This is a genomic window from Methylomonas sp. EFPC1, from assembly GCF_016925515.1.
GTDB lineage: Bacteria > Pseudomonadota > Gammaproteobacteria > Methylococcales > Methylomonadaceae > Methylomonas > Methylomonas defluvii.
On record NZ_CP070494.1, the window covers coordinates 835,741 to 857,458 of the forward strand.

A 21,718-nucleotide genomic window follows, 5' to 3' on the forward strand; every position below is an offset into this window, starting at 1 on the left:
AGATGGCTAATCAAACTATCAGAATCCAATTAAAAGCCTTTGATCATAAATTGATTGATCAGTCGGCGGGTGAGATAGTAGAAACAGCGAAGAGAACAGGTGCCCAAGTAAAGGGCCCTATTCCTTTGCCTACTAGAAAAGAACGTTTTACTGTATTGATTTCACCGCATGTTAACAAAGATGCGCGTGATCAATATGAACTGAGAACTTACAAAAGGTTGCTTGATATCGTTGAGCCAACCGATAAGACTGTTGACGCCTTGATGAAATTGGATCTGGCGGCTGGGGTCGATGTTCAAATTAAGCTTAAATAGCAGCAAGTTATAATTTAGAGGGATTGGCAGATGTCAATAGGTCTTATTGGTCGTAAATGTGGTATGACCAGAATATTTTGCGAAGATGGCTCTTCGGTACCAGTTACCGTACTTCATGTAGACTCCAATAGAGTCATACAGGTGAAGAGCGTTGAAACTGATGGTTATCGCGCTATTCAGGTAGCGGCGGGTGATGTGAAGTCTTCAAAAGTCAACAAAGCAATGGCTGGGCATTACGCATCTGCCAATGTGACCGCTGGACGTGGTTTGTGGGAATTTAGACTGAGCGAGAGCGAAGCCGCCGAGTTTTCGGCAGGTGCGGAGTTAAAAGTTAACGTGTTTGAGGCTGGGCAGGTAGTAGATGTGTCCGGTACAAGTATCGGTAAAGGCTTTGCAGGTACTGTTAAGCGCCATAACTTCAGAACGCAAGACGCGACGCACGGTAATTCACGCTCCCATCGGGTGCCTGGATCTAGTGGTATGAACCAAACTCCGGGCCGCGTGTTTAAGGGTAAAAAAATGTGCGGGCATATGGGAGCGGTTAAAACTACGATACAGAATTTGACTATCCATGCTGTAGATGCTGAGCGGAACCTGATTTTAGTCAGAGGCGCTGTGCCTGGTGCCAAGGGTGGTGATGTAGTTATCACGCCTGCAGTAAAAATGTTAAATAAAGGTTAATTTATGACTTTGCAAATACCTGCAATCAATAATCAAGAGTCTGTACAGGCGCTAGATGTCTCCGAATTAGTGTTCGGACAGGATTTTAACGAAACCCTGGTGCATCAACTGGTAACCAAATATCTTTCAGCAGCAAGAGCGGGTACTAAAGGCCAGAAGAATCGTGCTGCTGTGAGTGGCGGCGGCGCTAAGCCATTCCGCCAAAAAGGTACAGGTCGTGCGCGAGCTGGAACAACCAGAAGCCCGGTGTGGCGGACAGGTGGTGTTGCATTTGCTGCTCAACCAAGATCTTTTGATCAAAAATTGAACAAAAAAATGTACAAGGTTGGTATTAGATCTATTTTTTCTGAGTTGTTGAGGCAGGGTAGATTGGCTGTGTGCAACGACATAACGCCGGCAACACCAAAAACAAAAGACTTTTTAAGCAAGATAAAGGGTATCGATGCAAAAAGACTGCTGGTGGTTGCGGACGACCTAAATGAAAATTTAATTTTGGCAGCTAGAAATATTCCTTATATAGCGGTAGTCACTCCAAGTAGTGTGGATCCGGTGTCTTTGGTTTCAGCGGATAAGGTGATTGCTACGGCAACAGCGCTGAAACAGATTGAGGAGCGTTTGGCATGAGTATTGAGCAGATCAAATTAGCAAGTGTTTTGCATGCGCCAATTGTGTCGGAGAAAAGTTCCAACGCTGCGGACCAAAGTAATCAGTTTGTATTCAAAGTTAAAAAATCTGCAACAAAATTGCAGATTAAAAATGCTGTTGAACTGATGTTTGGTGTTGAAGTAGCTGCCGTTCGTGTTCTGAATGTTAAAGGAAAAGTAAAACGATTCGGACGAACATTGGGTAAGCGATCCGACTGGAAAAAAGCATATGTTAAGCTTCAGCCCGGTCATAACATTGAATTAGCGACAGCATAATACTTTAAAGCAAATAAGGAGCGGTAGAAGAGCATGGCTATTCTAAAATCAAAACCGACATCTCCGGGTTCTCGGTTTGTAGTGCGTGTACAAAATAATGATTTGCATAAGGGTAAGCCATTTGCGCAACTACTTGACAAAAAAAGCAACACTGGCGGTCGTAATAATCTCGGCAGGATAACCACTCGACATATTGGCGGTGGACACAAAAAATTCTACCGGATAGTAGACTTTAAGCGCGACAAAACTGATATCCCCGCATTGGTAGAGCGCATTGAGTACGATCCTAACCGAACTGCGAATATAGCGCTGATTCTTTTTAAAGATGGTGAGCGCAAATACATAATCGCCCCAAAAGGGATAGAGGTTGGTCAAGAGATATTGAGTGGAGAAACAACGCCGGTTAAACCTGGCAACTGTATGCCTCTGCGAAATATGCCTTTGGGTACCACAATTCATTGTATCGAGCTAAAGCCAGGAAAAGGCGCACAAATAGCTAGAAGCGCAGGAACCTCTGTTCAATTGGTTGCTAAAGACGGCGCATACGTCACTATCCGGCTACGCTCTGGAGAGATGAGAAAAGTTCCGTCAGATTGTAAAGGCGTAGTTGGTGAGGTCTCAAACTCTGAGCACAATCTTATTTCGTTAGGAAAAGCAGGTGCGAAAAGATGGCGCGGTGTTAGACCTACTGTTAGAGGTGTGGCGATGAACCCCGTAGATCACCCTCATGGTGGTGGTGAAGGCAGAACCTCGGGTGGAAGGCACCCTGTTTCTCCTTGGGGAACACCAACAAAAGGCTATAAAACTCGAAAAAACAAACGTACTGATAATATGATTGTCAGACGCCGTAAGCAAAAATAAGAGGTATTTGACGTGCCACGTTCAATTAAAAAAGGTCCATTTATAGATCATCACTTGCTTAAAAAAGTCGAAGAAGCGGTGAGAGCGAATAATAGGAAACCGATTAAAACCTGGTCTAGAAGGTCAATGATCAGCCCTGATATGCTGGGATTGACTATTGCGGTACATAATGGGAAGCAGCATGTGCCGGTATTGATTTCAGAAAATATGGTCGGGCATAAGCTGGGTGAGTTTTCACCTACAAGGACTTATAAAGGCCATATAGCAGACAAGAAATCAAGATAAGGAGTGAATGTGGAAGTTTCGGCTAAATTAAGTAATGCTCCTCTTTCTGCGCAAAAAGCACGGCTTGTGGGGGATCAAATACGCGGGTTACCTGTTGAAAAAGCATTGAATTTGCTTAGTTTCAGCTCTAAGAAAGCTGCTGCGATAATCAAAAAAGTTCTAGAGTCGGCAATAGCTAACGCGGAACATAACGAAAGTGCGGACGTTGACGAATTAAAGGTTTCGACTGTATTCGTTAATGAAGGCAGAACGTTAAAGAGAGTTAGCGCAAGGGCGAAAGGACGTGCAAATCACATCCTAAAAAGAACTTGTCATATAACAATTAAAGTAGCAGAGAAATAGAGGTAGCAAATGGGACAAAAGGTACATCCCACTGGGATTCGTCTCGGGATAGTAAAAGATTGGACTTCGAGATGGTATGCAAATAGCCAGAATTACCCTGTATTTCTATTGCAGGATTTGAAGGTTAGAGAATATATCAAACAAAAGTTAGCTCACGCATCTGTTAGCAGGGTGCAAATAAATCGCCCTGCGAATAACGCCAATATTACTGTGCACACCGCTCGTCCTGGGATTGTGATAGGGAAAAAAGGCGAAGATATCGATGTGTTAAGGCAGAGCATATCCGCGATGATGGGTGTTCCTGTCCAATTAAACGTCGAAGAGATTCGTAAGCCAGAGCTTGATGCGTATTTAGTCGCTGAAAGCATAGCGCAGCAGCTAGAAAAGCGGATCATGTACCGCCGAGCCATGAAGCGAGCTGTGACGAACACCATGCGTTTAGGCGCTGAGGGTATAAAGATCACTGTTGCTGGCAGGCTAAATGGAGCTGAAATTGCCAGAACGGAATGGTATCGCGAAGGTCGTGTGCCGCTTCATACATTGCGTGCTGATATTGATTACGGAACCGCTGAAGCGAAAACCACTTACGGAATTATCGGTATAAAGGTTTGGATATTTAAGGGTGAGGTATTTGATATGGATGCTCATGCAGCATCATTAAACACCGACTCAAAAAAATAGTTGAAGGGGTATATAAGAGATGCTTCAGCCAAAAAGAACAAAATTTCGCAAACAACATACCGGTAGAAATAACGGTACGGCATTGCGTGGTTCGTCAGTGAGCTTCGGGGAGTATGGTTTGAAGTCAGTTAGCCGTGGTAGAATGACCGCCCGGCAAATTGAGGCCGCGAGGAGAGCCATTAGTCGTCACGTGAAACGTGGTGGGAAAATTTGGATCAGAATTTTTCCAGATAAACCTATTACGAAAAAACCATTAGAAGTTCGTATGGGTAAAGGTAAAGGTAGTGTAGAATACTGGGTTGCTCAGATCAAACCCGGCACGATGCTGTTTGAAATTGAGGGTGTTTCCGAGGAATTAGCGCGAGAGGCCTTTGAACTGGCCGCTGCTAAGCTGCCGGTGAAAACTACGTTCTCTACACGGACAATAATGTAATGAAAGCGAAAGATTTAAGAAGCAAAACAAAAGAAGAGTTGAATTCCAATCTTTTGGAGTTGTCTCGCGAACAGTTCAATTTGAGAATGCAAAAGGGAACTGGGCAGCTTAGCAAGTCGAGTCAAATTAAGCAGGTGAGGCGAGACATTGCCCGCATTAGTACTATTCTAAGTGAAATGGCAAGAGTATAGATATGAGCGAAAATCTAGATACTGTACGTAAGGTAACTGGTCGTGTTGTTAGCAATAAAATGGATAAGACTGCTTCGGTTTTGGTTGAGCGTCTGGTTAAGCACCCTGTGTACGGAAAGTATATAAAGCGATCCACTAAGCTTCTCGTTCACGACGAAAACAATATATGCCAAGAAGGCGATGTGGTTTCTATTACCTCGTGTCGTCCTATTTCTAAGAATAAGGCATTCAAGCTGTTGGAAGTCTTAGAAGCTGCCAATAGATAATCAATAATTTTAGTTGGGATTTTAAAAATGATTCAGATGCAAACTAGCCTTGACGTCGCCGATAACAGTGGCGCAAAAAAGGTCATGTGTATCAAGGTCCTTGGAGGTTCGCACCGCCGCTACGCTGGCATTGGCGACATCATCAAGGTGAGCGTCAAAGACGCAATGCCGCGTACTAGGGTTAAAAAAGGCGATGTATATAATGCCTTGGTTGTAAGAACTCGTAAAGGTGTTCGTAGGGCCGATGGTTCGGTTATACGCTTTGACGGTAATGCCGCCGTAATTTTAAATAACCAACTACAACCAATTGGTACTCGTATCTTTGGGCCGGTTACTCGTGAATTAAGAGGCGATAAATTCATGAAGATTATCTCTCTAGCGCCAGAAGTATTGTAGAGGTCCAAAGATGCAAAAGATTAAGCAAGGCGATGAGGTCATCGTAATAGTTGGAAAAGATAAAGGCAAGCTAGGGAAAGTTAGTAAGGTGCTTGAAGATCACAAGATATTAGTCGAAGGTATTAACTTAGTTAAGAAGCATCAGCGAGGTAACCCAAATCTCGGTGTTTCTGGTGGTATTGTTGATAAAAACATGCCAATTGACATTTCAAATGTTGCGTTATTTAATCCAAAAACAAAAAAAGGCGACAGAGTGGGTTTTAGAATTCTTGATGATGGAAAAAAAGTCAGATTTTTTAAATCTACGAACGAAAACGTTGGTCTCTAAGGTAATAAGGCTATGGCTAGACTACAAAGTAAATATAAAACCGAAATTGTTCCTGCTCTGCAGGAGCAATTTGGCTACAAAACAATAATGCAAGTTCCTAAGCTTACCAAAATAACGCTTAATATGGGCGTTGGCGGGGCTATTGCTGACAAAAAAGTTCTGCAGTCGGCTGTTTCTGATATGGAAAAAATATCAGGACAAAAGGCAGTGATTACATTGGCTAGAAAATCAATTGCTGGGTTTAAGATTCGCGACGACATGCCAATCGGTTGTAAGGTTACTTTACGTGCCGATAAAATGTATGAATTTCTGGATAGGTTAATTACGATCTCAATACCTAGAATACGTGATTTTAGAGGCATGAGTTCTAAGAGCTTCGACGGTCGTGGTAACTATTCTATGGGGATAAAAGAACAAATTATTTTCCCGGAAATAGATTATGACAAGATTGATGCGCTTCGTGGTATGGATATTTGTATCACAACAACGGCTAAAACAGATGAAGAAGGTTTAGCGCTGTTGAAATTATTCAATTTTCCATTTAAAAACTAAGGCGTATCGGCATGGCTAAAAAATCAATGATTGCGCGCGAAGTAAAGCGTGAAGGCTTGATAAAAAAATATCAGGCAAAAAGAAGCGAATTAAAAGAAATAATTAGGTCTCCAAATAGCTCCTTTGAAGAGAAAGAGAGCGCTCAAGTTCAACTTCAAAAACTACCTAGAGACTCCAGTCAGTCCAGATTGCGTAATAGATGCAATCTGACAGGGCGTCCTCATGGATACTACAGAAAATTTGGTCTTAGTAGAAATAAATTGAGGGAGGCCACAATGCGTGGCGACGTGCCCGGTTTATCAAAGGCTAGCTGGTAGTTCTGTTTAAGTTTTGGAGAATTGAAAAATGAGTATGACAGATCCAATAGCAGATATGCTAACCAGAATTAGAAATGGTCAATCTGCTGGCAAAAAGAGTGTAAAAATCCCTTCATCGAAGTTAAAGCTGGCTATCGCTAAAGTATTGAAAGAAGAGGGATATATTACTGACTTTAAAACCGAAATTACCGGGTGCCATACAGAAATGACCGTTGAGCTAAAGTATTACAACGGGGTTCCTGTTATAGAGAGCGTTAAGCGAGTTAGCCGTCCAGGGCTTAGAATATACAAGTCTAAAGATGAGTTGCCGAAAGTGCTAGGTGGTCTAGGCATAGCCATAGTTTCAACCTCTAATGGTGTGATGACTGATCGCGCTGCGCGTGCTATAGGGCACGGCGGCGAAGTCATTTGCACTGTCTGTTAATTAAAGAGGTATATCATGTCTAGAGTAGCTAATGCGCCTATAACTTTGCCGTCAGGCGTTGATGTAAGAGTCGACGGCAAGCAAATGATAGTTAACGGTAAACTTGGTCGGCTTTCGTTTGATCTGTGTGACGCAGTTGATCTTGAAATCGAATCTAACGTAATCAGAATCAAATGGGACGATAGTGTAAAAGGAGCTAAGGCCCACGCAGGTACAGCTAGGGCGTCAATTAACAATATGGTAAAAGGCGTCTCCGAGGGATTCGTCAAAAAGATGTTGTTGGTTGGGGTCGGCTATAGGGCGCAAGTTAAAGACAATCTTTTAACTCTATCCTTGGGTTATTCAAACCCTGTCGAATATTTAATTCCCGAAGGCGTTACCGTTGAAGCACCGACGCAAACTGAGTTGCATGTGAAGAGCAGTGATAAGCAGAAAGTCGGCCAAGTCGCATCTGAAATCAGAGCTTTTCGCCCGCCCGAGCCTTACAAAGGGAAGGGTGTGAGGATAGCTGACGAATACGTGGCTAGAAAAGAAGCCAAAAAGAAATAGGTGAAGTGATGGATAAGAAGTCATCGAGATTAAAAAGAGCGTTGAGATTACGCTGCAAAATCAAAAAGTTAAATGTAAATAGACTTACCATACATAGAACTTCCCAGCATATTTACGCGCAGGTTCTCAGTGTTGATGGTACAGCTACGCTCGCGGCAGCGTCTACATTACAACTTGATGTAAAGGCGGGTTTGAATAACACGAGTAATATTAAAGCCGCTACTGAGGTAGGGCGTATCGTTGCTGAAAGAGCGATTGCGGCTGGTGTAACTGAGGTCGCATTTGACCGCTCTGGTTTTAAATATCATGGCCGCGTAAAGGCGTTAGCCGACGCTGCGCGTGAAGCTGGCTTGAAGTTTTAGGGGAATAGCATGGCAACAGCACCATCTCAAGGTAGTACAGACGGATTACAGGAAAAATTGGTTTCGGTAAGACGTGTTGCAAAAGTAGTTAAAGGCGGTCGAGTTTTTGGTTTTGCTGCGCTTACGGTCGTCGGTGACGGCGACGGGCGTGTTGGTTATGGCGTTTCAAAAGCAAGAGAAGTGCCTGTAGCGATTCAAAAGTCGCTTGAGCAGGCAAGGAAGAACATGCGCAAAGTAGCGTTGAAAGAAGGTACGTTACAATATTCAATTATGTCTAACACTGGTGCGGCTAAGGTTTACATGCAACCGGCTTCAGAAGGTACCGGAATCATTGCCGGCGGTGCTATGCGCGCCGTATTCGAGGTCGTCGGTGTGCATAATGTACTGGCTAAATGTATCGGTACGAGTAACCCGATCAATGTTGTGCGCGCGACAATTAATGGTTTGACCGCAATGCATGACGCTAAGAAAATCGCAGCAAAGCGCGGTTTATCTGTTGATCAAATAACAGGGTAAAACGATATGAGTGGCAAAAAATTAAGCGTAATGATGACAAAAAGTAAAAATGGTCGCTTAAAGAGTCATCAGCAGTGTTTAAAAGGATTGGGTTTGAGCAGAATCCGGCAGGTCGTTGAGGTTATCGACACGCCTGAGAATCGCGGGATGATCAATAAAATCGCATATATGCTAAAGGTTGAGGAAGTTTAATGTATCTGAACACAATACAATCTGCATGCGGCGCCAGAAAAAAGGCAAAGCGCGTCGGGCGTGGTATAGGATCTACTGATGGTAAAACCTGCGGTAGAGGTCATAAAGGTCAAAAGGCCCGTTCCGGGGGGTTTCATAAAGTGGGCTTTGAGGGCGGTCAGATGCCTTTGCAGCGTAGACTTCCAAAGGTTGGCTTTACCTCCAGAACAAAGAAATTTACTGCCGAGGTTCGTTTGGCTGAAATTGATGCTCTTCAGGCTGATGTTGTAGATATTCAATTACTGATCAGTGAGAACATTATCCCGGTATTTTCAAAACAAGTTAAAGTAGTGAATACTGGAACAGTTACTCGGTCTTTGGTTTTAAAAGGACTTGGCGTTACGGCTGGTGCAAAGTTAACTATTGAAGCTGCTGGTGGCAAAGTCGAGGCTTAAGTGAGTGCTAAAGGAGTTGATGTTGCTGCAGGCACATTTCGGTTTGGTGAGCTCAAGTCAAGATTGTTGTTTGTTTTAGGCGCATTTGTCGTATACAGAATTGGCGCTCATATCCCCGTTCCGGGTATAGATCCAAAAGCGTTATCAATAATGTTTGAGCAGCAGTCGGGTTCTATCTTAAACATGTTTAACATGTTTTCGGGTGGTGCGTTGATGCGTTTGAGCCTGTTTGCGCTGGGTATAATGCCATACATCTCAGCGTCTATTATTATGCAGCTTATGACTATTGTCATACCTGCTATGGAGCAGCTAAAAAAAGAAGGTGAGTCCGGGCGTAGAAAAATTTCTCAGTACACTCGCTATGGCACCGTCGTTTTGGCGATGTTTCAATCGATAGGCATCTCGGTAGCCTTGCAAAACCAAACTGCGGGTGGTCTAGCTGTTGTTATCCAGCCTGGTATCAGTTTCGTTCTTATAACAACTATTACTTTAGTCACCGGTACGATATTCTTAATGTGGCTTGGGGAGCAGGTTACGGAAAGGGGGATAGGCAATGGTATATCGCTAATTATATTTGCCGGTATCGTATCTGGATTGCCTTCCGCAATTGGCGGAACCCTAGAGCTCGCGCGTACTGGTGAAATGAATGGGGCGTTTATTGTTGTGTTGTTCGCTTTGTCGATAGTTGTAACGGGTGTTGTTGTTTTTGTTGAAAGAGGGCAAAGACGGATAACCATTAATTATCCAAAAAGGCAGCAAGGCAACAAGGTCTATTCAGGGCAAAGTTCCTTTTTGCCGCTTAAGTTGAATATGGCAGGCGTTATACCGCCCATTTTTGCATCAAGCATTATTTTATTTCCCGCGACAATAGCAGGATGGTTCGGGAATGTTGATGGCTTTTCTTGGCTTCAGGATATTTCGTCGGTGCTTTCTCCCGGTCAGCCTGTGTACGTTCTATGCTATGCGTTGGCTATTGTGTTCTTTTGTTTCTTTTATACCGCTCTGGTTTTCAATTCAAAGGAAACCGCGGAAAACCTTAAGAAATCAGGTGCTTATTTGCCTGGAATTAGGCCGGGGGCTCACACTACCAGTTATATCGATAAGGTAATGACGCGGCTCACTTTGATAGGTGCTGTTTACATCACATTGATATGTTTGTTGCCTGAGTTTCTGATCGTCTATTGGAATGTGCCCTTTTCTTTTGGTGGCACCTCTTTGCTTATCATTGTGGTTGTTGTGATGGACTTTATTTCGCAAATGCAGACGCATTTAATGTCGCAGCAATACGAAGGCTTGATGAAAAAAGCCAATTTGAAAAAATCTTAAAATTTCCAGGAGTTTGCCGTGAAAGTACGAGCTTCAATAAAAGCCATATGCAAAAGTTGTAAAGTAATTAAAAGAAACGGCGTTGTGCGAGTTATCTGTAAAGATGGCAGACACAAACAGCGTCAAGGCTAACTTGTTTTTGTGATTTATTTTGCAGGGTGATATAATCCCCTGTTTAACCTTATAGTACTGTTTTTGGAGTATCTGAATGGCTCGTATTGCCGGTATAAACGTGGCTGACCATAAGCATGCGGAGATAGCGTTGACTGCTATCTATGGAATTGGCAGACAAACTGCTAGAAATATCTGCGATGAAGTTGGGGTTCAGCCAACCGTCAAGATTCGAGACCTTTCTGAGGATCAAGTTGAATCTATACGTAAGGTTATTTCTGCGATGACTGTAGAAGGTGATCTTCGCAGAGAAGTCTCAATGAATATTAAAAGATTAATGGATCTGGGTTGTTATCGTGGTATCAGGCATCGCCGTGGTTTGCCATTGAGAGGACAAAGAACCAGAACAAATGCTCGGACTCGTAAAGGTCCGCGCAAGTCAGTTACTAAATAAATACATCTAGATAGGCATTTTTGATGGCAACCCAGAATCGAGTTAAAAAGCGTATTAAGAAAGAAGTAGCGGACGGTATCGTTCATGTCCACGCTTCCTTTAACAATACAATCGTTACTATTACAGACAGAAAAGGTAACGCGTTATCTTGGGCTACATCTGGTGGATCCGGTTTCCGTGGCTCACGCAAAAGCACACCTTTCGCAGCGCAGGTGGCTGCTGAGAAAGCAGGAGCGGTAGCTCAGGAATACGGTATGAAAAATCTGGATGTTATGATTAAGGGCCCCGGCCCTGGTAGGGAATCTGCTGTTCGCTCTTTGAACAGTATGGGGTTCAAAATTTCAAATATCGTGGACGTTACTCCCATACCTCATAATGGTTGCCGTCCACCCAAAAAACGTCGTGTTTAGGATAGTGGAGTAAATTTAATGGCAAGATATCTTGGTCCTGCTTGCAAGCTGAGTCGTAGGGAAGGTACTGATTTATTTTTGAAAAGCAGAGGTAAATCTCTGGAAAGCAAATGTAAATTAGAACAAAGACCTGGTCAACATGGCGCTAAGCGTACAAGGAATTCTGATTATGCTATGCAGCTCCGCGCCAAACAGCGCTTGCGCCGCATATACGGGGTTTTGGAAAAGCAATTCCGGAACTATTACAAAGCTGCTGACCTACAAAAAGGCGCTACTGGTCAAAATTTGCTTGATTTTTTAGAGTCTCGATTGGACAACGTCGTTTACCGTATGGGGTACGCTGCTACCCGAGCGGAAGCAAGGCAGTTGGTATCTCACAAAGCGATTTTGGTAAACGATAGGTTAATTAATATACCTTCATACCAAGTCGCTGCCGGCGATGTAATTAAGGTTAGAGAAAAAGCTAAGAGCCAACAACGTATTAAAGACTCGCTGGTTGTTGCCGAGCAGTATGGCTTTCCAGTTTGGGTAGAAGTTAATTCCAAAGAGATGAGTGGAACATTCAAGTCTGTGCCTGATCGCGTGGATTTAGGCTCTGACATCAACGAGCAGCTGGTTGTTGAGCTTTATTCTAAGTAATAAATAAGTCCAGGATTTAAATTATGCAGAGTTCTATTGTTGGCCTACTTAAGCCTAGACTTGTCGAGGTGATTAACGAATCGGCCAACCACTCGAGAATCGTTATCGAGCCTCTGGAGCGCGGCTTCGGGCATTCTTTAGGCAATGCTTTGAGGCGGGTCATGCTGTCTTCAATTCCAGGTTGCGCGGTTACAGAAATTTCTATCGAAGGTGTGTTGCATGAATTCACCACGATAGAAGGTGTTCAAGAAGATGTCATAGACATAATACTGAACCTTAAGAAACTTGCTGTCGTCGTTCATTCTAAGGATGAAGTGACTCTCACGCTGGCTAAATCGGGTGTTGGTGTCGTAACTGCTCGGGATATTGAACTACCCCATAATGTGGAGTTAGTAAACCCGGATCTGATAATCGCAAACATCAACAATCAAGACTGCTCACTCAACATCAAGATTAAGGTCGAGAGAGGTCGGGGTTATGTTCCTGCCAGTCTGAGGAAAGAGATGAATGACGACGCCCCGGTCGGTGTGTTAATGGTTGATGCGGCGTTTAGTCCTATAGTAAAGGTCGCTTATCATGTAGAAAGCACTCGTGTCGAACAACGCACTAATCTGGATAGGCTCGTTATAGAATTGGAGACAAATGGTACGGTTGATCCTGAGCAGGCGATCAAATTAGCCGCTTCTATTCTTCATGACCAGTTATCTGTGTTCGTAGATTTTGAAAAAGTTAACGAACAGATACATGAGGAGGTAGCAATTGAGGAAGAGTCGTTCGATCCAGTCCTGCTACGTCCTGTAGATGATTTGGAGTTGACGGTTCGTTCTGCCAACTGCCTAAAGGCGGAAAACATTTTCTATATCGGCGATCTGATTCAGCGGACCGAAGTGGAGTTGTTGAGGACACCTAATCTGGGTAAGAAGTCGTTAACGGAAATTAAAGATATTCTTGCAATTAAAGGTCTGTCATTGGGTATGCGCTTGGAAAACTGGCCACCTGAAAATCTGGCTGATCAATCGCAAGCTGGAATTTGAATATAAGGCATTTGAAAAATGAGACACCGTAAATCTGGAAGACAGTTAAATAAAAATAGTAGCCACAGAAAAGCGCTATTTAGCAACATGGCTTGCTCTTTGTTTAGACACGAGTTAATCAAGACTACGTTACCAAAAGCAAAAGAGTTGCGCGTGATCGCCGAGCCTTTGATTACATTATCTAAAAACGACTCAGTCGCGAAACGTCGTCAGGCGTTCTCTAAGTTGCGTGATAGAGATGTTGTGACGAAATTATTTAACGAGCTTGGTCCAAGGTATCAATCCAGAAACGGTGGGTATTTGAGGATTATAAAGTGCGGATTTCGGCCTGGTGATGACGCACCTATGGCTTACGTCGAGTTGGTAGATAGGCCAGAGCCTGTACAAACTGAAGAATAAATGCCTTAATATTGGGCGTGTAGCGGCAGATTAGCTAGACGGCTTCTCTGCCGTTTTTGTTTGTGTAATGTTCAGCGTTAATTTATATTCCTAGAATATATTTCTTGGTCTGCTTGTTTGGTTTGTTTTTGAAGTCTCTATTGTTTTGCTGTAAGTGGCTTCTGCTATTGCTGTTGTTAATATGCGCCAACTGTCCAGCTTTTGTTGAAAAGCCATCGCTGCATGCGCCGGGCTTGTAGAGGGTAATCGGTGGTACGTAAACCGATCTGTGCATATATAAGGTTGAACATGCTTTTGAAAGGTTTTTTCTGCAGTTAAGCCATTAAAGAATATATGCGTAATATAGGGGTGGTTTAGGAAAAATCCTGGAAAATCATTCGTAACAATACTGTTTTTGTCTATTTTTGAATCGAGACTGCTGTTGTGCCGATGGCATGACTTAACTACATCCCATAGTGCAATGCCGGCTAATTTTATTGATTCTATTCTCGCTAAGTATGAGCTACTAGGATTGAGTTCCAGAAGTTCGGTTATGATAGGCCAAAATTGATTCTGTGGATGCGCGTAATATCGATTAGCCTCCAGTGATGCTTTTCCAGGGATGCTGCCCAGAATCAAAACTGTTGCATCCGGTGAAGAGGCCGCTGAGAAGCTTGTTATTCGGTTCATTCTGCCAGAATGTGATCGGGTTTCATTGAGTGTTCGGTAAGCTTGCTGGCACTAGTTTTATAAAATGCCCAATACGTCTAATACTCGGCAGCAGTATGCGTGCTCATTGTCGTGCATTAAAGATAGGCCGAGATGGTGGCCTTGGCTGACAGTCAGATGATGCATCAACAATATTGCGGAATATTGGGTTTCCATATAGTCGATGCTAGCCTTTTGATGGCCCCATGCGCCATAGTCACAATGAATAATTCCTGCTAATTGTTTGTTGGCGTAGTCTTCAAACAGTTCTACACATTCTTCTAGTGACGTTTTCCTAGAAAGAGTGGCTGTTAAATCAATAACTGAGACAATTGCAGTTGGCACTCTGTAGGACATAGCGTCCAATTTGCCTTCCAGTCTTGGTAATACCAATGTCGTGGATTTACCTACGTTCGTGCTGGTTGGGATAATGGAAGACGCGCACCCGCGGCCAAGTTGGGATGATGCGTGATAACCATCCAATACACGTTGATCTGAAAGTTGCGGATGGATAGTGATGGCTCGGGCGAAATTGATGCCAATGTGCTTATCAAGTACATGACAGATAGGAACCAGAGCGTTACCCGTGCAGGTACTGGCCGAGATGACGTCATGGTGTAATGGATCGTACGCCGAATGATTTACTCCGAATACCACACTGATATCGCAACCGCTGACATTCCAAGTGCAAAGGATTTTTTTAGCGACTTCCTGCGTTATCAATGAGCGGAAATCATGGATTGTGGCGGTGCCCGTGGCGTCAAATAATACATCGAGATCAAATTGGCGCAATACTTCCCAGCTGCCGTCCTCGGGCGAACTACGGCGCCGGTCTACCTTCTGATAGCGAACTCTTTTGCCGTCTATGATTAAATCGTCGCCATCGCAATCTACATTAAATGGGGGGCGGCCATAGGTGCTATCGTTTGCTAACAGGTAAGCAACGTGATCGATAGCCATTACGTCACAGACTACACGTATATCGAATCTGCCGCCTTTTTCTTGTGCGAAATTTCCTCTTAATACCCCGCGACCAATTCTGCCTAAACCCACGATCCCAATGTTAAGGCTCATTGTTGAAAATCCCCGCTTCGATAGTGCTTTGCGTAGAAACGCCAATTTCTCCTGTGGTTTGGAGAGGTCGCTGGTGTTGATTTGTGGTCATGGCGTTGGTTTCGTTATTATTTTCATGATAAGGAGCAGCAATGCTGAAAAACTAGAGCAACAAGCCGGACAAGTCAAGGCAAAGCAAAATATAGCGAACGGAGTTGCGTTTGTTTGGGTAGAGGCGGGAGATTTTGGAGTAGCCTAAACGGGCGTTATTGAGGCTCGTCTTCGGATGTCACAAATTTTTCTGATAAGCGTAACAGTACGAACAATGCACCTGTACCGCCAGCCTTGGGGGGAGCGGAGCAAAACGCCAGGACATCTTTATGTTGGCGTAGCCAGAGATTAATATCATTTTTTAAGACTGGCTGATTGTCCGTAGAGTTGTACCCCTTGCCGTGTATGATGTGTACGCAGCGATAACCGTCTTCAACGCAATAGTGTAAAAAGCGCAATAATTGCTGTTGTGCATCGCGGCTGCTTAAGCCATGTAGATCGATGTCGGCATCCAGACCGTAATACCCCTTACGAAGCTTTTTGATGACGCTTTTTTGCATGCCTGGCACCAGGAAGGCGATCTTGTCTTCTTGGAACAGGGTCTCCAAGCTACCCTCAACATCTTTTTGTAACGGATCAACCTGCTCGAGCGGCTTAAATGAAGGCATTGGCCGCGGTTTCTTATCAGGCTTAAGAATAACGGTATTGGTGTCTATGGTTTGGACTTTGCCGATCGAGTTTCGAAACAAGAGGACATCGTCTGCGGAAGTGGTTTTTTTTGTCACGTAAGCTGCTGGTTTTGCGCTTTTTTTGCTACTATGCGGGAATTTTAAAGCGTTTTACGGCAGTATGCACATACTAATCAGCAACGACGACGGTTATTTAGCGCAAGGCATCAACACATTGGCCGAAGCTCTGCGTCAACACGCCAACGTATCAGTAGTGGCGCCAGATAAAAACCGGAGTGCCGCAAGCAATTCTTTAACCCTGGATATGCCTTTGCGCGCCACTCAATGTGAAAACGGTTTTGTCAGGGTGGATGGTACGCCGACGGATTGCGTTCATCTGGCGATTACAGGACTATTAGCGAACGAACCGGATATGGTATTCGCCGGTATCAATCATGGCGCCAATCTTGGCGACGATGTGCTTTATTCGGGCACCGTGGCTGCGGCTACCGAAGGGCGTTTTCTTGGGCTGCCTGCGGTGGCTATCTCTTTAGCATCCAGCGACCCTAAACATTTCGATACGGCGGCACATGTGGCTGTGACAATAATGCAAAAAATCCTCGCTCATCCCTTGCCGGAAGACACTTTGTTAAACGTCAACGTGCCTGATTTACCGATTGCTGAATTAAAAGGTTATCAATCTACCCGACTCGGGCAGCGGCACAAAGCGGAACCAGTAATACGTTCCCATGATCCGCGGGGGCAGGTTATTTACTGGGTGGGACCGCCCGGCAGCGAACAAGACGCGGGGCCAGGTACTGATTTTGATGCGATAAGAAACGGATACGTGTCCGTAACGCCGTTACAGTTGGATTTAACGCGATATGAACGATTGGAGGGATTGAGCGAATGGCTGGCAATGGAGGCGCTCGTATGAGTAGACGCATCCAGGGTATAGGCATGACTTCTCGGCGGACCAGGGAACGGATGATTTCTAGGCTGCGCGAGCAAGGCATCTATAACAGTAAAGTCCTGGCGGTAATGTCTGACACACCTAGGCATATTTTTGTCGACGAAGCTTTGGAGAGTCGCGCTTATGAGGATACTGCCTTACCTATCGGCCACAATCAAACTATATCGCAGCCGTATATCGTTGCCAAAATGACGGAATTGCTATTGGAGAAAGGTCCGCTGCTCAAAGTACTGGAAATTGGTACGGGTTGCGGCTACCAAACCGCAATATTGTCGAAGCTGGTAGCGCAAGTTTATTCGGTGGAACGGATTGCGCCGTTGATGAAAAAAGCCCGGGATACCCTATGGGAGTTGGGTATCAAGACTGTGGGTTTTAAGCATAGCGATGGTGGCTGGGGCTGGCCGGAGCACGCGCCATATGATGGGATATTAGCTGCCGCCGCACCGGCGGAAATTCCGGAAGCCTTACTTGAGCAAATGGCTGTGGGCGGTGTAATGGTGATTCCGGTCGGGCTGGAAGGGATGCAGGAATTACATCGGGTAACCCGCACCGAGCAGGGCTTTGAGGATGAAGTAATAGAGCGGGTAAGTTTTGTGCCGTTTTTATCAGGTGTCAGTCAATAAGTTTTAATCGCTTTATCGCGCCGGTTTTATTAGCCAATTGGCGTGTCCGGCGCGACAGTGATGAATTGGCTAGAAATTCAAATGCTGCTTACGTTTGCTGGCAATAAAACCCAATAAAGCAGAGCCAAATAGCCAAACGGCGGAAGGAACCGGCACAGCGGTTACCGAAACTTGCCAGCCCACATCTTTCAGCGCGGCGAGGTCGAGTTGCGTAAATACTTTGCGCGTGCCGACGCGCAAAGTAGGGTCCATGGCGGCTTCTTGCTCAATCCCGTTTACCGTGCTTTTGGTGCCCTCTAACCAATGAACCTTATCGCCCTCCAGTGGTACATTGCCGCCATAAGCCGCTACCGCATTAGCACCGGTAAAGCCGGAGCCTGAGGCTTGATTATCCCACGAGTCCGAACTGCCTAGGCCCAATAAGTGGCCCAACTCATGCAGTGCCACCGAATAAAAATCATTACCGCTAAATGTCTCGGAGGTAGAAAGATCCGGGTCGAAATACCAGTTTGCCGAACTGCTGAAGGTCAATTGACCACCCCATGGCGCAAAATCAGTTGCTGACGGGCCGGTCGTATTTGACTGTCCACGTTGTGCTGCATTGGTCAAAAAATCTTGGGTGCCGCTGACGCTGTAACCGCCATAGCCGCCATAGCCCAGGTTGCCGGCGCCCATGGTCTGTCCACCCACAAACACCGTGAGTGTGTCGGCTGCCACGCTGAAATTGCTAAGGGTGGTGCTGGCGCCGGTATCAGGACGTTGAAATACCGCGCTGAAATTATTGATGCCGCCGGATGTAATCGCAGTCAAGCTGTCGGTTAAGATACCTCCCAAAAACCCGCCTGCGGCATCCAGGATGTCTCGTCTACTTGCGTTGCTGCCGGAGAAAAATCCGCCATCGTAGGTGTAGTCGAAATTGATGACGACTGCCTCTGTTGATTGGCTGGCGGCCAGCAACACGACGCCGGCTAATGCGGAAGGTTTAATAAGCATGAATTTAACTCGTTCAAGTTGGTTAATAATTGCTGCGGTGCCTAGTCTTGATTCAGACTCGACTACTTTACAGCGCTAGATCTTGTTCTCGGTGGGCGCATTCAGTAATGCAATGCACTGATGGTCGCCGTAGGCGGAAAGTAACATCGCAAACATTAGGCGCGCAAGCATTTTATTCGAAACACATCGAAAGATTGTTCTTTGTGGAAATCTATTTCACCTGGCAACCACGGTTTGGATAGTGCTATCTAGAAAAACGAGAGTGTTCGATCAGAAAGCCGACTAAAATAGGCGCTCGCGCGCGTCTGCTTGAATACTTGTCAGGCAGCCCTAAATAATTAGAATAAACATACTAAGTCCTTTTGAAAAACTACACTGCTACTTATTCGGTCGGAATCGATCTAGGTACTACCCATACCGTGGTCGCGTACTCCGATATAGGCGACCCTGCTAAAGCTATTCACTTGTTCGAAATTCCTCAGTTGATCGCGCCAGGCGAAGTGAGCGCCAAGCCACTATTGCCGTCGGTGCGATACCATCCCGCGCCAGGCGAAATAACGGAAGAAGCCGGATTTTTGACTCAGGAAAAAGGCGCTGTGCTTGGTGAAGCGGCGCGCTCGCTGGGTGCAAAGTCGCAAGGTCGATTGGTTACCAGCGCTAAAAGCTGGTTGTCGCACACCTCGGTCGATCACAGTGCGGCCATTTTGCCCTGGGGCAGTGACGAATCGGTATTTAAAGTCTCGCCGCTGGAAGCCAGTGCTAGTTATTTGCGACATGTCTGCGCCGTTTGGGAGCACCGTTTTCCCAAAGCACCACTTGCGCTTCAGGAAGTGGTGATTACGGTGCCAGCGTCCTTTGACGAGTCCGCGCGCTCCTTAACATTGGAGGCGGCCAAAATGGCTGGCTTGAGTGCTGTCAGGTTGTTGGAGGAGCCGCAAGCGGTTTGTTACGACTGGCTGCGCCGGCATGCCGGTACCATCAAATCCAGTCTGGCCGATAGCCGGTTATTGCTGGTTTGCGATGTCGGTGGTGGTACTACCGATTTGACCTTGATCAAGATTGAGCAGGGGGCTGACGAGCCTAAGCTGACGCGCATAGGTGTCGGCGACCACCTGATGTTGGGGGGCGACAATATTGACCTGGCTCTGGCGCATCTAGCGGAAAGCCGCTTGCGAACCGGCGATAAAAAACTCTCGACAGCCGATTTATCGCAATTGCTGGAGCAATGTCGGGTCGCCAAGGAACAGCTATTAGCCGACGACGCGCCCGAGCAGGTTGCCATAACCTTGTTGGGTGGCGGCTCCAGGTTGATTGGCGGCACAAAAAGTACGTCGCTGAGCAAAGAAGAGGTTAAGCAAATTGCATTGGATGGCTTTTTACCTATGTCCGGCTTGCAAGACCTGCCGGATAGGAAGCGTAGCGGCGTAGTGGAGTTTGGCTTGCCCTATGCGGCGGAGCCGGCTATCAGTAAGCATATTGCCGCCTTTTTGCAAATGCATGCCCAGGCTGCGCAAATGGCGTTGAGTGGAACGGGCACAGAGCATCAAATAGTCCCCGACGCCTTATTACTGAACGGCGGCGTGTTTCGCAGTTCGGCCATGGTGCAACGCTTAATCAATTTATTAGCCAGTTGGCGCGGCGGGCAGCCGCCGTTATTGCTGGACAATAGCCATCCGGAATTGGCGGTGGCTTACGGCGCGGTCAGTTATGCGGTTGCCCGCCGAGACAAGAAGTTGAAAATCGGCGGTGGCGCCGCCCGTAGTTATTTTCTGCTGGTTGATGCCGTGGTCAAAAGTGGTGATGGGAAGCTTGGCGGGCATGGCGTTTGTATCCTGCCGAAAGGAAGCGAGGAAGGTCATGAGATTCTGTTGAACGATCGGCAATTCGCTCTTAGGGTTGGGCAACCGGTACGTTTTCATTTGTTGTCCAGTAGCGGAGACAGTACTTATCAGCCAGGCGACATTGTCGAACTCGATGACGAACGTTTTCATAGCTTGCCTCCCCTAGCGGTGGCATTCGAAGGCCAACAAAAAACCGAAGTGGCGGTGCAATTACTGGCAACTTATACGGAAGTCGGTACCTTGCAAATACAGTGCGTGGCGGTGGACGATTCCAGCCAGCGATGGGACGTAGAGTTTCAGATTCGTAAAAAGGCCCAAATTATCGCCAACGCCGAACTGCCTGGTCAATTACCGCAAGCGCTGGAAAAAATTCAGGCCGTATTCGGCGCCAAATCCAAACAAGTCGATCCGCAGGCGGTCAAAACCCTGCGTGCTGAGTTGGAAAAAATTCTCGCTGCACCGCGCGGCGACTGGCAAACCCCGTTGCTGCGCGAGTTGTTTACGGCCTTATTGGGAGGCAGTAAATATCGGCGGCGGAGCGAACAGCACGAACGCCTCTGGTTAAGTCTGGCCGGCTTTTGCCTGCGGCCAGGTTTTGGCTACCCGCTTGACGATTGGCGGGTAGAGCAGCTTTGGAAGCTATATGCGGAAGGCTTGCAATTCGTCAACGAAAAGCAAAACTGGGCCGAATGGTGGACCTTATGGCGGCGCGTTGCCGGCGGCTTGAGTGCGGATGCCCAGCAACGCATCTTTAACGACATCGCTAAATACATCAACCCGGCTGCCGCGCGCCAGCCCGGCGTCTCTAAGCAACTGGCGACACGCGGTTACGAAGATATGGTGCGTTTGGCGGCGGCGCTGGAAAGACTGACAATTACCGATAAAATTCAACTGGGCGAATGGCTGCTAAAGCGTCTGGAAAAAGCCGGGGAACCCGAGCAAAGTTGGTGGGCGGTCGGCCGTATCGGCGGACGGATTTTATTTCACGGCAGCAATCATCAGGTTATTCCAGCCGCCACGGTAGAGAGTTGGCTGCAACAGCTACTGAAAGCTGACTGGAAAAAGCTAACCCAGGCCGGCTTTGCCGCCACCTTGCTGGCCAGGCGCTGCGACGATCGGGCCAGGGACATCGACGATCAGCTGCGCACGAAGGTGATCGACAAGCTCAAACAAACTAAATCCCCATCTTCCTGGATAGACATGGTTACCGAATTCAGACAACTTGATGAGCAGCAGGAAAAGCAAGTCTTCGGCGAAGCGCTGCCGCCGGGCTTGAAACTAATCGTTTAATGCTAAGCTTTGTGAAACCGTTATAACAATTCCAAGCGGTACGTTATCTCGGACAGATAATGGCATAAAAATCGCTGAGTCTTGGTTAAAGGCGGTTTTTCACTCATAAAGCGGATTAAGCG

36 protein-coding genes are annotated in these 21,718 nt (G+C 46.1%); 32 read left to right on the top strand and 4 right to left on the bottom strand.

Translation table 11 applies throughout. From position 1 onward, the window contains the following. The first annotated feature begins 2 nt into the window (after positions 1–2). The 28 genes from rpsJ to rplQ all read left to right on the top strand — a co-directional run bounded on the left by rpsJ (position 3) and on the right by rplQ (position 13,417). Positions 3–314, top strand: a complete 312-nt coding sequence (gene rpsJ, locus JWZ98_RS03920) for a 30S ribosomal protein S10 (protein ID WP_020484801.1) — start codon at positions 3–5, stop codon at positions 312–314. 30 nt (positions 315–344) lie between these two features. Then, complete coding sequence (rplC, locus tag JWZ98_RS03925; protein WP_205453359.1) at positions 345–995, top strand: 50S ribosomal protein L3; 651 nt, start codon at positions 345–347, stop codon at positions 993–995. 3 nt (positions 996–998) lie between these two features. Continuing rightward, positions 999–1,619, top strand: coding sequence for a 50S ribosomal protein L4 (rplD, locus tag JWZ98_RS03930; protein WP_205453360.1), 621 nt, complete (start codon positions 999–1,001; stop codon positions 1,617–1,619). 2 nt (positions 1,620–1,621) lie between these two features. Continuing rightward, on the top strand, positions 1,622–1,915 hold the full coding sequence (gene rplW / locus JWZ98_RS03935; RefSeq protein ID WP_171697812.1) for a 50S ribosomal protein L23: 294 nt from the start codon (positions 1,622–1,624) through the stop codon (positions 1,913–1,915). 33 nt (positions 1,916–1,948) lie between these two features. Continuing rightward, the gene (gene rplB, locus JWZ98_RS03940; protein ID WP_084153317.1) at positions 1,949–2,776 is read left to right on the top strand and encodes a 50S ribosomal protein L2; all 828 of its coding nucleotides are present in this window, start codon (positions 1,949–1,951) and stop codon (positions 2,774–2,776) included. Between the two features lie 12 nt (positions 2,777–2,788). Further along, complete coding sequence (rpsS, locus tag JWZ98_RS03945) at positions 2,789–3,061, top strand: 30S ribosomal protein S19 (protein ID WP_081607975.1); 273 nt, start codon at positions 2,789–2,791, stop codon at positions 3,059–3,061. Positions 3,062–3,070: 9 nt separating this feature from the next. Continuing rightward, positions 3,071–3,403 (top strand): 50S ribosomal protein L22, encoded by a 333-nt coding sequence (gene rplV, locus JWZ98_RS03950; protein ID WP_033157220.1) that lies wholly within the window; start codon positions 3,071–3,073, stop codon positions 3,401–3,403. A gap of 9 nt (positions 3,404–3,412) precedes the next feature. Further along, positions 3,413–4,084, top strand: a complete 672-nt coding sequence (gene rpsC, locus JWZ98_RS03955) for a 30S ribosomal protein S3 (protein ID WP_205453361.1) — start codon at positions 3,413–3,415, stop codon at positions 4,082–4,084. A 19-nt stretch (positions 4,085–4,103) separates the two neighbouring features. After that, positions 4,104–4,517, top strand: coding sequence for a 50S ribosomal protein L16 (gene rplP, locus JWZ98_RS03960; protein ID WP_033157218.1), 414 nt, complete (start codon positions 4,104–4,106; stop codon positions 4,515–4,517). Continuing rightward, positions 4,517–4,708 carry a 50S ribosomal protein L29 gene (gene rpmC, locus JWZ98_RS03965; protein ID WP_033157217.1) on the top strand — a complete coding sequence of 64 codons (192 nt, stop codon included), beginning with the start codon at positions 4,517–4,519 and terminating at the stop codon, positions 4,706–4,708. The genes rplP and rpmC overlap by 1 nt, the downstream gene beginning before the upstream one ends. A 2-nt stretch (positions 4,709–4,710) precedes the next feature. Continuing rightward, complete coding sequence (gene rpsQ, locus JWZ98_RS03970) at positions 4,711–4,974, top strand: 30S ribosomal protein S17 (protein ID WP_171696508.1); 264 nt, start codon at positions 4,711–4,713, stop codon at positions 4,972–4,974. A 27-nt stretch (positions 4,975–5,001) separates the two neighbouring features. Continuing rightward, positions 5,002–5,370: a 50S ribosomal protein L14 gene (gene rplN / locus JWZ98_RS03975; protein ID WP_013820378.1), complete on the top strand. Its 369-nt coding sequence runs from the start codon at positions 5,002–5,004 to the stop codon at positions 5,368–5,370. A 10-nt stretch (positions 5,371–5,380) separates the two neighbouring features. Beyond that, positions 5,381–5,698: a 50S ribosomal protein L24 gene (rplX, locus tag JWZ98_RS03980; RefSeq protein WP_033157215.1), complete on the top strand. Its 318-nt coding sequence runs from the start codon at positions 5,381–5,383 to the stop codon at positions 5,696–5,698. A 12-nt stretch (positions 5,699–5,710) separates the two neighbouring features. Next, positions 5,711–6,250, top strand: a complete 540-nt coding sequence (gene rplE / locus JWZ98_RS03985; RefSeq protein WP_033157214.1) for a 50S ribosomal protein L5 — start codon at positions 5,711–5,713, stop codon at positions 6,248–6,250. Between the two features lie 11 nt (positions 6,251–6,261). Next, the gene (gene rpsN / locus JWZ98_RS03990) at positions 6,262–6,567 is read left to right on the top strand and encodes a 30S ribosomal protein S14 (RefSeq protein WP_033157213.1); all 306 of its coding nucleotides are present in this window, start codon (positions 6,262–6,264) and stop codon (positions 6,565–6,567) included. A gap of 28 nt (positions 6,568–6,595) precedes the next feature. Then, positions 6,596–6,991, top strand: a complete 396-nt coding sequence (gene rpsH, locus JWZ98_RS03995) for a 30S ribosomal protein S8 (RefSeq protein ID WP_033157212.1) — start codon at positions 6,596–6,598, stop codon at positions 6,989–6,991. A gap of 15 nt (positions 6,992–7,006) precedes the next feature. After that, positions 7,007–7,540, top strand: coding sequence for a 50S ribosomal protein L6 (rplF, locus tag JWZ98_RS04000; protein WP_171696505.1), 534 nt, complete (start codon positions 7,007–7,009; stop codon positions 7,538–7,540). A 5-nt stretch (positions 7,541–7,545) separates the two neighbouring features. Continuing rightward, on the top strand, positions 7,546–7,902 hold the full coding sequence (gene rplR, locus JWZ98_RS04005) for a 50S ribosomal protein L18 (protein WP_275899169.1): 357 nt from the start codon (positions 7,546–7,548) through the stop codon (positions 7,900–7,902). A 9-nt stretch (positions 7,903–7,911) separates the two neighbouring features. After that, positions 7,912–8,418, top strand: coding sequence for a 30S ribosomal protein S5 (rpsE, locus tag JWZ98_RS04010; RefSeq protein ID WP_020484817.1), 507 nt, complete (start codon positions 7,912–7,914; stop codon positions 8,416–8,418). Positions 8,419–8,424: 6 nt separating this feature from the next. Further along, on the top strand, positions 8,425–8,610 hold the full coding sequence (rpmD, locus tag JWZ98_RS04015; protein ID WP_020484818.1) for a 50S ribosomal protein L30: 186 nt from the start codon (positions 8,425–8,427) through the stop codon (positions 8,608–8,610). Further along, positions 8,610–9,044, top strand: coding sequence for a 50S ribosomal protein L15 (gene rplO, locus JWZ98_RS04020; RefSeq protein ID WP_033157209.1), 435 nt, complete (start codon positions 8,610–8,612; stop codon positions 9,042–9,044). The genes rpmD and rplO overlap by 1 nt, the downstream gene beginning before the upstream one ends. Beyond that, positions 9,045–10,370 carry a preprotein translocase subunit SecY gene (secY, locus tag JWZ98_RS04025; protein WP_033157208.1) on the top strand — a complete coding sequence of 442 codons (1,326 nt, stop codon included), beginning with the start codon at positions 9,045–9,047 and terminating at the stop codon, positions 10,368–10,370. It begins immediately after the preceding gene. Between the two features lie 18 nt (positions 10,371–10,388). Continuing rightward, on the top strand, positions 10,389–10,502 hold the full coding sequence (rpmJ, locus tag JWZ98_RS04030; RefSeq protein WP_081607976.1) for a 50S ribosomal protein L36: 114 nt from the start codon (positions 10,389–10,391) through the stop codon (positions 10,500–10,502). Positions 10,503–10,578: 76 nt separating this feature from the next. After that, the gene (rpsM, locus tag JWZ98_RS04035; RefSeq protein WP_020484821.1) at positions 10,579–10,935 is read left to right on the top strand and encodes a 30S ribosomal protein S13; all 357 of its coding nucleotides are present in this window, start codon (positions 10,579–10,581) and stop codon (positions 10,933–10,935) included. Between the two features lie 23 nt (positions 10,936–10,958). Further along, positions 10,959–11,345, top strand: coding sequence for a 30S ribosomal protein S11 (gene rpsK / locus JWZ98_RS04040; protein WP_020484822.1), 387 nt, complete (start codon positions 10,959–10,961; stop codon positions 11,343–11,345). A gap of 18 nt (positions 11,346–11,363) precedes the next feature. Continuing rightward, positions 11,364–11,984 carry a 30S ribosomal protein S4 gene (gene rpsD / locus JWZ98_RS04045; RefSeq protein ID WP_033157207.1) on the top strand — a complete coding sequence of 207 codons (621 nt, stop codon included), beginning with the start codon at positions 11,364–11,366 and terminating at the stop codon, positions 11,982–11,984. A gap of 23 nt (positions 11,985–12,007) precedes the next feature. Next, complete coding sequence (gene rpoA, locus JWZ98_RS04050) at positions 12,008–13,018, top strand: DNA-directed RNA polymerase subunit alpha (RefSeq protein ID WP_033157206.1); 1,011 nt, start codon at positions 12,008–12,010, stop codon at positions 13,016–13,018. 18 nt (positions 13,019–13,036) lie between these two features. Continuing rightward, the gene (gene rplQ, locus JWZ98_RS04055; RefSeq protein ID WP_033157205.1) at positions 13,037–13,417 is read left to right on the top strand and encodes a 50S ribosomal protein L17; all 381 of its coding nucleotides are present in this window, start codon (positions 13,037–13,039) and stop codon (positions 13,415–13,417) included. Between the two features lie 90 nt (positions 13,418–13,507). On the opposite strand, the gene JWZ98_RS04060 is transcribed toward rplQ, so the two are convergent. Then, positions 13,508–14,086 carry a DNA-deoxyinosine glycosylase gene (locus tag JWZ98_RS04060; protein WP_205453363.1) on the bottom strand — a complete coding sequence of 193 codons (579 nt, stop codon included), beginning with the start codon at positions 14,084–14,086 and terminating at the stop codon, positions 13,508–13,510. Positions 14,087–14,143: 57 nt separating this feature from the next. Next, positions 14,144–15,178 (bottom strand): glyceraldehyde 3-phosphate dehydrogenase NAD-binding domain-containing protein, encoded by a 1,035-nt coding sequence (locus tag JWZ98_RS04065; protein ID WP_205453364.1) that lies wholly within the window; start codon positions 15,176–15,178, stop codon positions 14,144–14,146. Here JWZ98_RS04065 and JWZ98_RS04070 point away from each other — a divergent pair. After that, positions 15,165–15,416 carry a hypothetical protein gene (locus tag JWZ98_RS04070; protein ID WP_205453365.1) on the top strand — a complete coding sequence of 84 codons (252 nt, stop codon included), beginning with the start codon at positions 15,165–15,167 and terminating at the stop codon, positions 15,414–15,416. The genes JWZ98_RS04065 and JWZ98_RS04070 overlap by 14 nt on opposite strands. Positions 15,417–15,423: 7 nt before the next feature. Here JWZ98_RS04070 and JWZ98_RS04075 read toward each other — a convergent pair whose 3' ends face one another. Then, positions 15,424–15,993, bottom strand: coding sequence for a Smr/MutS family protein (locus JWZ98_RS04075; protein ID WP_205453366.1), 570 nt, complete (start codon positions 15,991–15,993; stop codon positions 15,424–15,426). 64 nt (positions 15,994–16,057) lie between these two features. Between JWZ98_RS04075 and surE the strand changes: the two genes are divergently transcribed. Beyond that, positions 16,058–16,813, top strand: a complete 756-nt coding sequence (surE, locus tag JWZ98_RS04080) for a 5'/3'-nucleotidase SurE (RefSeq protein ID WP_033157202.1) — start codon at positions 16,058–16,060, stop codon at positions 16,811–16,813. Next, positions 16,810–17,472, top strand: coding sequence for a protein-L-isoaspartate(D-aspartate) O-methyltransferase (locus JWZ98_RS04085; protein WP_205453367.1), 663 nt, complete (start codon positions 16,810–16,812; stop codon positions 17,470–17,472). Before surE ends, JWZ98_RS04085 begins: the two co-directional genes overlap by 4 nt. Before the next feature lie 69 nt (positions 17,473–17,541). Here JWZ98_RS04085 and JWZ98_RS04090 read toward each other — a convergent pair whose 3' ends face one another. Next, positions 17,542–18,465 (bottom strand): matrixin family metalloprotease, encoded by a 924-nt coding sequence (locus JWZ98_RS04090; protein ID WP_205453368.1) that lies wholly within the window; start codon positions 18,463–18,465, stop codon positions 17,542–17,544. Positions 18,466–18,827: 362 nt separating this feature from the next. Between JWZ98_RS04090 and JWZ98_RS04095 the strand changes: the two genes are divergently transcribed. Continuing rightward, complete coding sequence (locus tag JWZ98_RS04095; protein ID WP_205453369.1) at positions 18,828–21,596, top strand: Hsp70 family protein; 2,769 nt, start codon at positions 18,828–18,830, stop codon at positions 21,594–21,596. Positions 21,597–21,718 lie beyond the last annotated feature (122 nt).

Coding starts and splice junctions, on each gene's coding strand:
- rpsJ (WP_020484801.1), top strand. CDS start 3: ATGGCTAATCAAACTATCAGAATCCAATTAAAAGCCTTTGATCATAAA.
- rplC (WP_205453359.1), top strand. CDS start 345: ATGTCAATAGGTCTTATTGGTCGTAAATGTGGTATGACCAGAATATTT.
- rplD (WP_205453360.1), top strand. CDS start 999: ATGACTTTGCAAATACCTGCAATCAATAATCAAGAGTCTGTACAGGCG.
- rplB (WP_084153317.1), top strand. CDS start 1,949: ATGGCTATTCTAAAATCAAAACCGACATCTCCGGGTTCTCGGTTTGTA.
- rpsC (WP_205453361.1), top strand. CDS start 3,413: ATGGGACAAAAGGTACATCCCACTGGGATTCGTCTCGGGATAGTAAAA.
- rplP (WP_033157218.1), top strand. CDS start 4,104: ATGCTTCAGCCAAAAAGAACAAAATTTCGCAAACAACATACCGGTAGA.
- rpmC (WP_033157217.1), top strand. CDS start 4,517: ATGAAAGCGAAAGATTTAAGAAGCAAAACAAAAGAAGAGTTGAATTCC.
- rpsQ (WP_171696508.1), top strand. CDS start 4,711: ATGAGCGAAAATCTAGATACTGTACGTAAGGTAACTGGTCGTGTTGTT.
- rplN (WP_013820378.1), top strand. CDS start 5,002: ATGATTCAGATGCAAACTAGCCTTGACGTCGCCGATAACAGTGGCGCA.
- rplX (WP_033157215.1), top strand. CDS start 5,381: ATGCAAAAGATTAAGCAAGGCGATGAGGTCATCGTAATAGTTGGAAAA.
- rplE (WP_033157214.1), top strand. CDS start 5,711: ATGGCTAGACTACAAAGTAAATATAAAACCGAAATTGTTCCTGCTCTG.
- rpsN (WP_033157213.1), top strand. CDS start 6,262: ATGGCTAAAAAATCAATGATTGCGCGCGAAGTAAAGCGTGAAGGCTTG.
- rpsH (WP_033157212.1), top strand. CDS start 6,596: ATGAGTATGACAGATCCAATAGCAGATATGCTAACCAGAATTAGAAAT.
- rplF (WP_171696505.1), top strand. CDS start 7,007: ATGTCTAGAGTAGCTAATGCGCCTATAACTTTGCCGTCAGGCGTTGAT.
- rpsE (WP_020484817.1), top strand. CDS start 7,912: ATGGCAACAGCACCATCTCAAGGTAGTACAGACGGATTACAGGAAAAA.
- rpmD (WP_020484818.1), top strand. CDS start 8,425: ATGAGTGGCAAAAAATTAAGCGTAATGATGACAAAAAGTAAAAATGGT.
- rplO (WP_033157209.1), top strand. CDS start 8,610: ATGTATCTGAACACAATACAATCTGCATGCGGCGCCAGAAAAAAGGCA.
- rpsM (WP_020484821.1), top strand. CDS start 10,579: ATGGCTCGTATTGCCGGTATAAACGTGGCTGACCATAAGCATGCGGAG.
- rpsK (WP_020484822.1), top strand. CDS start 10,959: ATGGCAACCCAGAATCGAGTTAAAAAGCGTATTAAGAAAGAAGTAGCG.
- rpsD (WP_033157207.1), top strand. CDS start 11,364: ATGGCAAGATATCTTGGTCCTGCTTGCAAGCTGAGTCGTAGGGAAGGT.
- rpoA (WP_033157206.1), top strand. CDS start 12,008: ATGCAGAGTTCTATTGTTGGCCTACTTAAGCCTAGACTTGTCGAGGTG.
- rplQ (WP_033157205.1), top strand. CDS start 13,037: ATGAGACACCGTAAATCTGGAAGACAGTTAAATAAAAATAGTAGCCAC.
- JWZ98_RS04060 (WP_205453363.1), bottom strand. CDS start 14,086: ATGAACCGAATAACAAGCTTCTCAGCGGCCTCTTCACCGGATGCAACA.
- JWZ98_RS04070 (WP_205453365.1), top strand. CDS start 15,165: ATGTTAAGGCTCATTGTTGAAAATCCCCGCTTCGATAGTGCTTTGCGT.
- JWZ98_RS04065 (WP_205453364.1), bottom strand. CDS start 15,178: ATGAGCCTTAACATTGGGATCGTGGGTTTAGGCAGAATTGGTCGCGGG.
- surE (WP_033157202.1), top strand. CDS start 16,058: ATGCACATACTAATCAGCAACGACGACGGTTATTTAGCGCAAGGCATC.
- JWZ98_RS04085 (WP_205453367.1), top strand. CDS start 16,810: ATGAGTAGACGCATCCAGGGTATAGGCATGACTTCTCGGCGGACCAGG.
- JWZ98_RS04090 (WP_205453368.1), bottom strand. CDS start 18,465: ATGCTTATTAAACCTTCCGCATTAGCCGGCGTCGTGTTGCTGGCCGCC.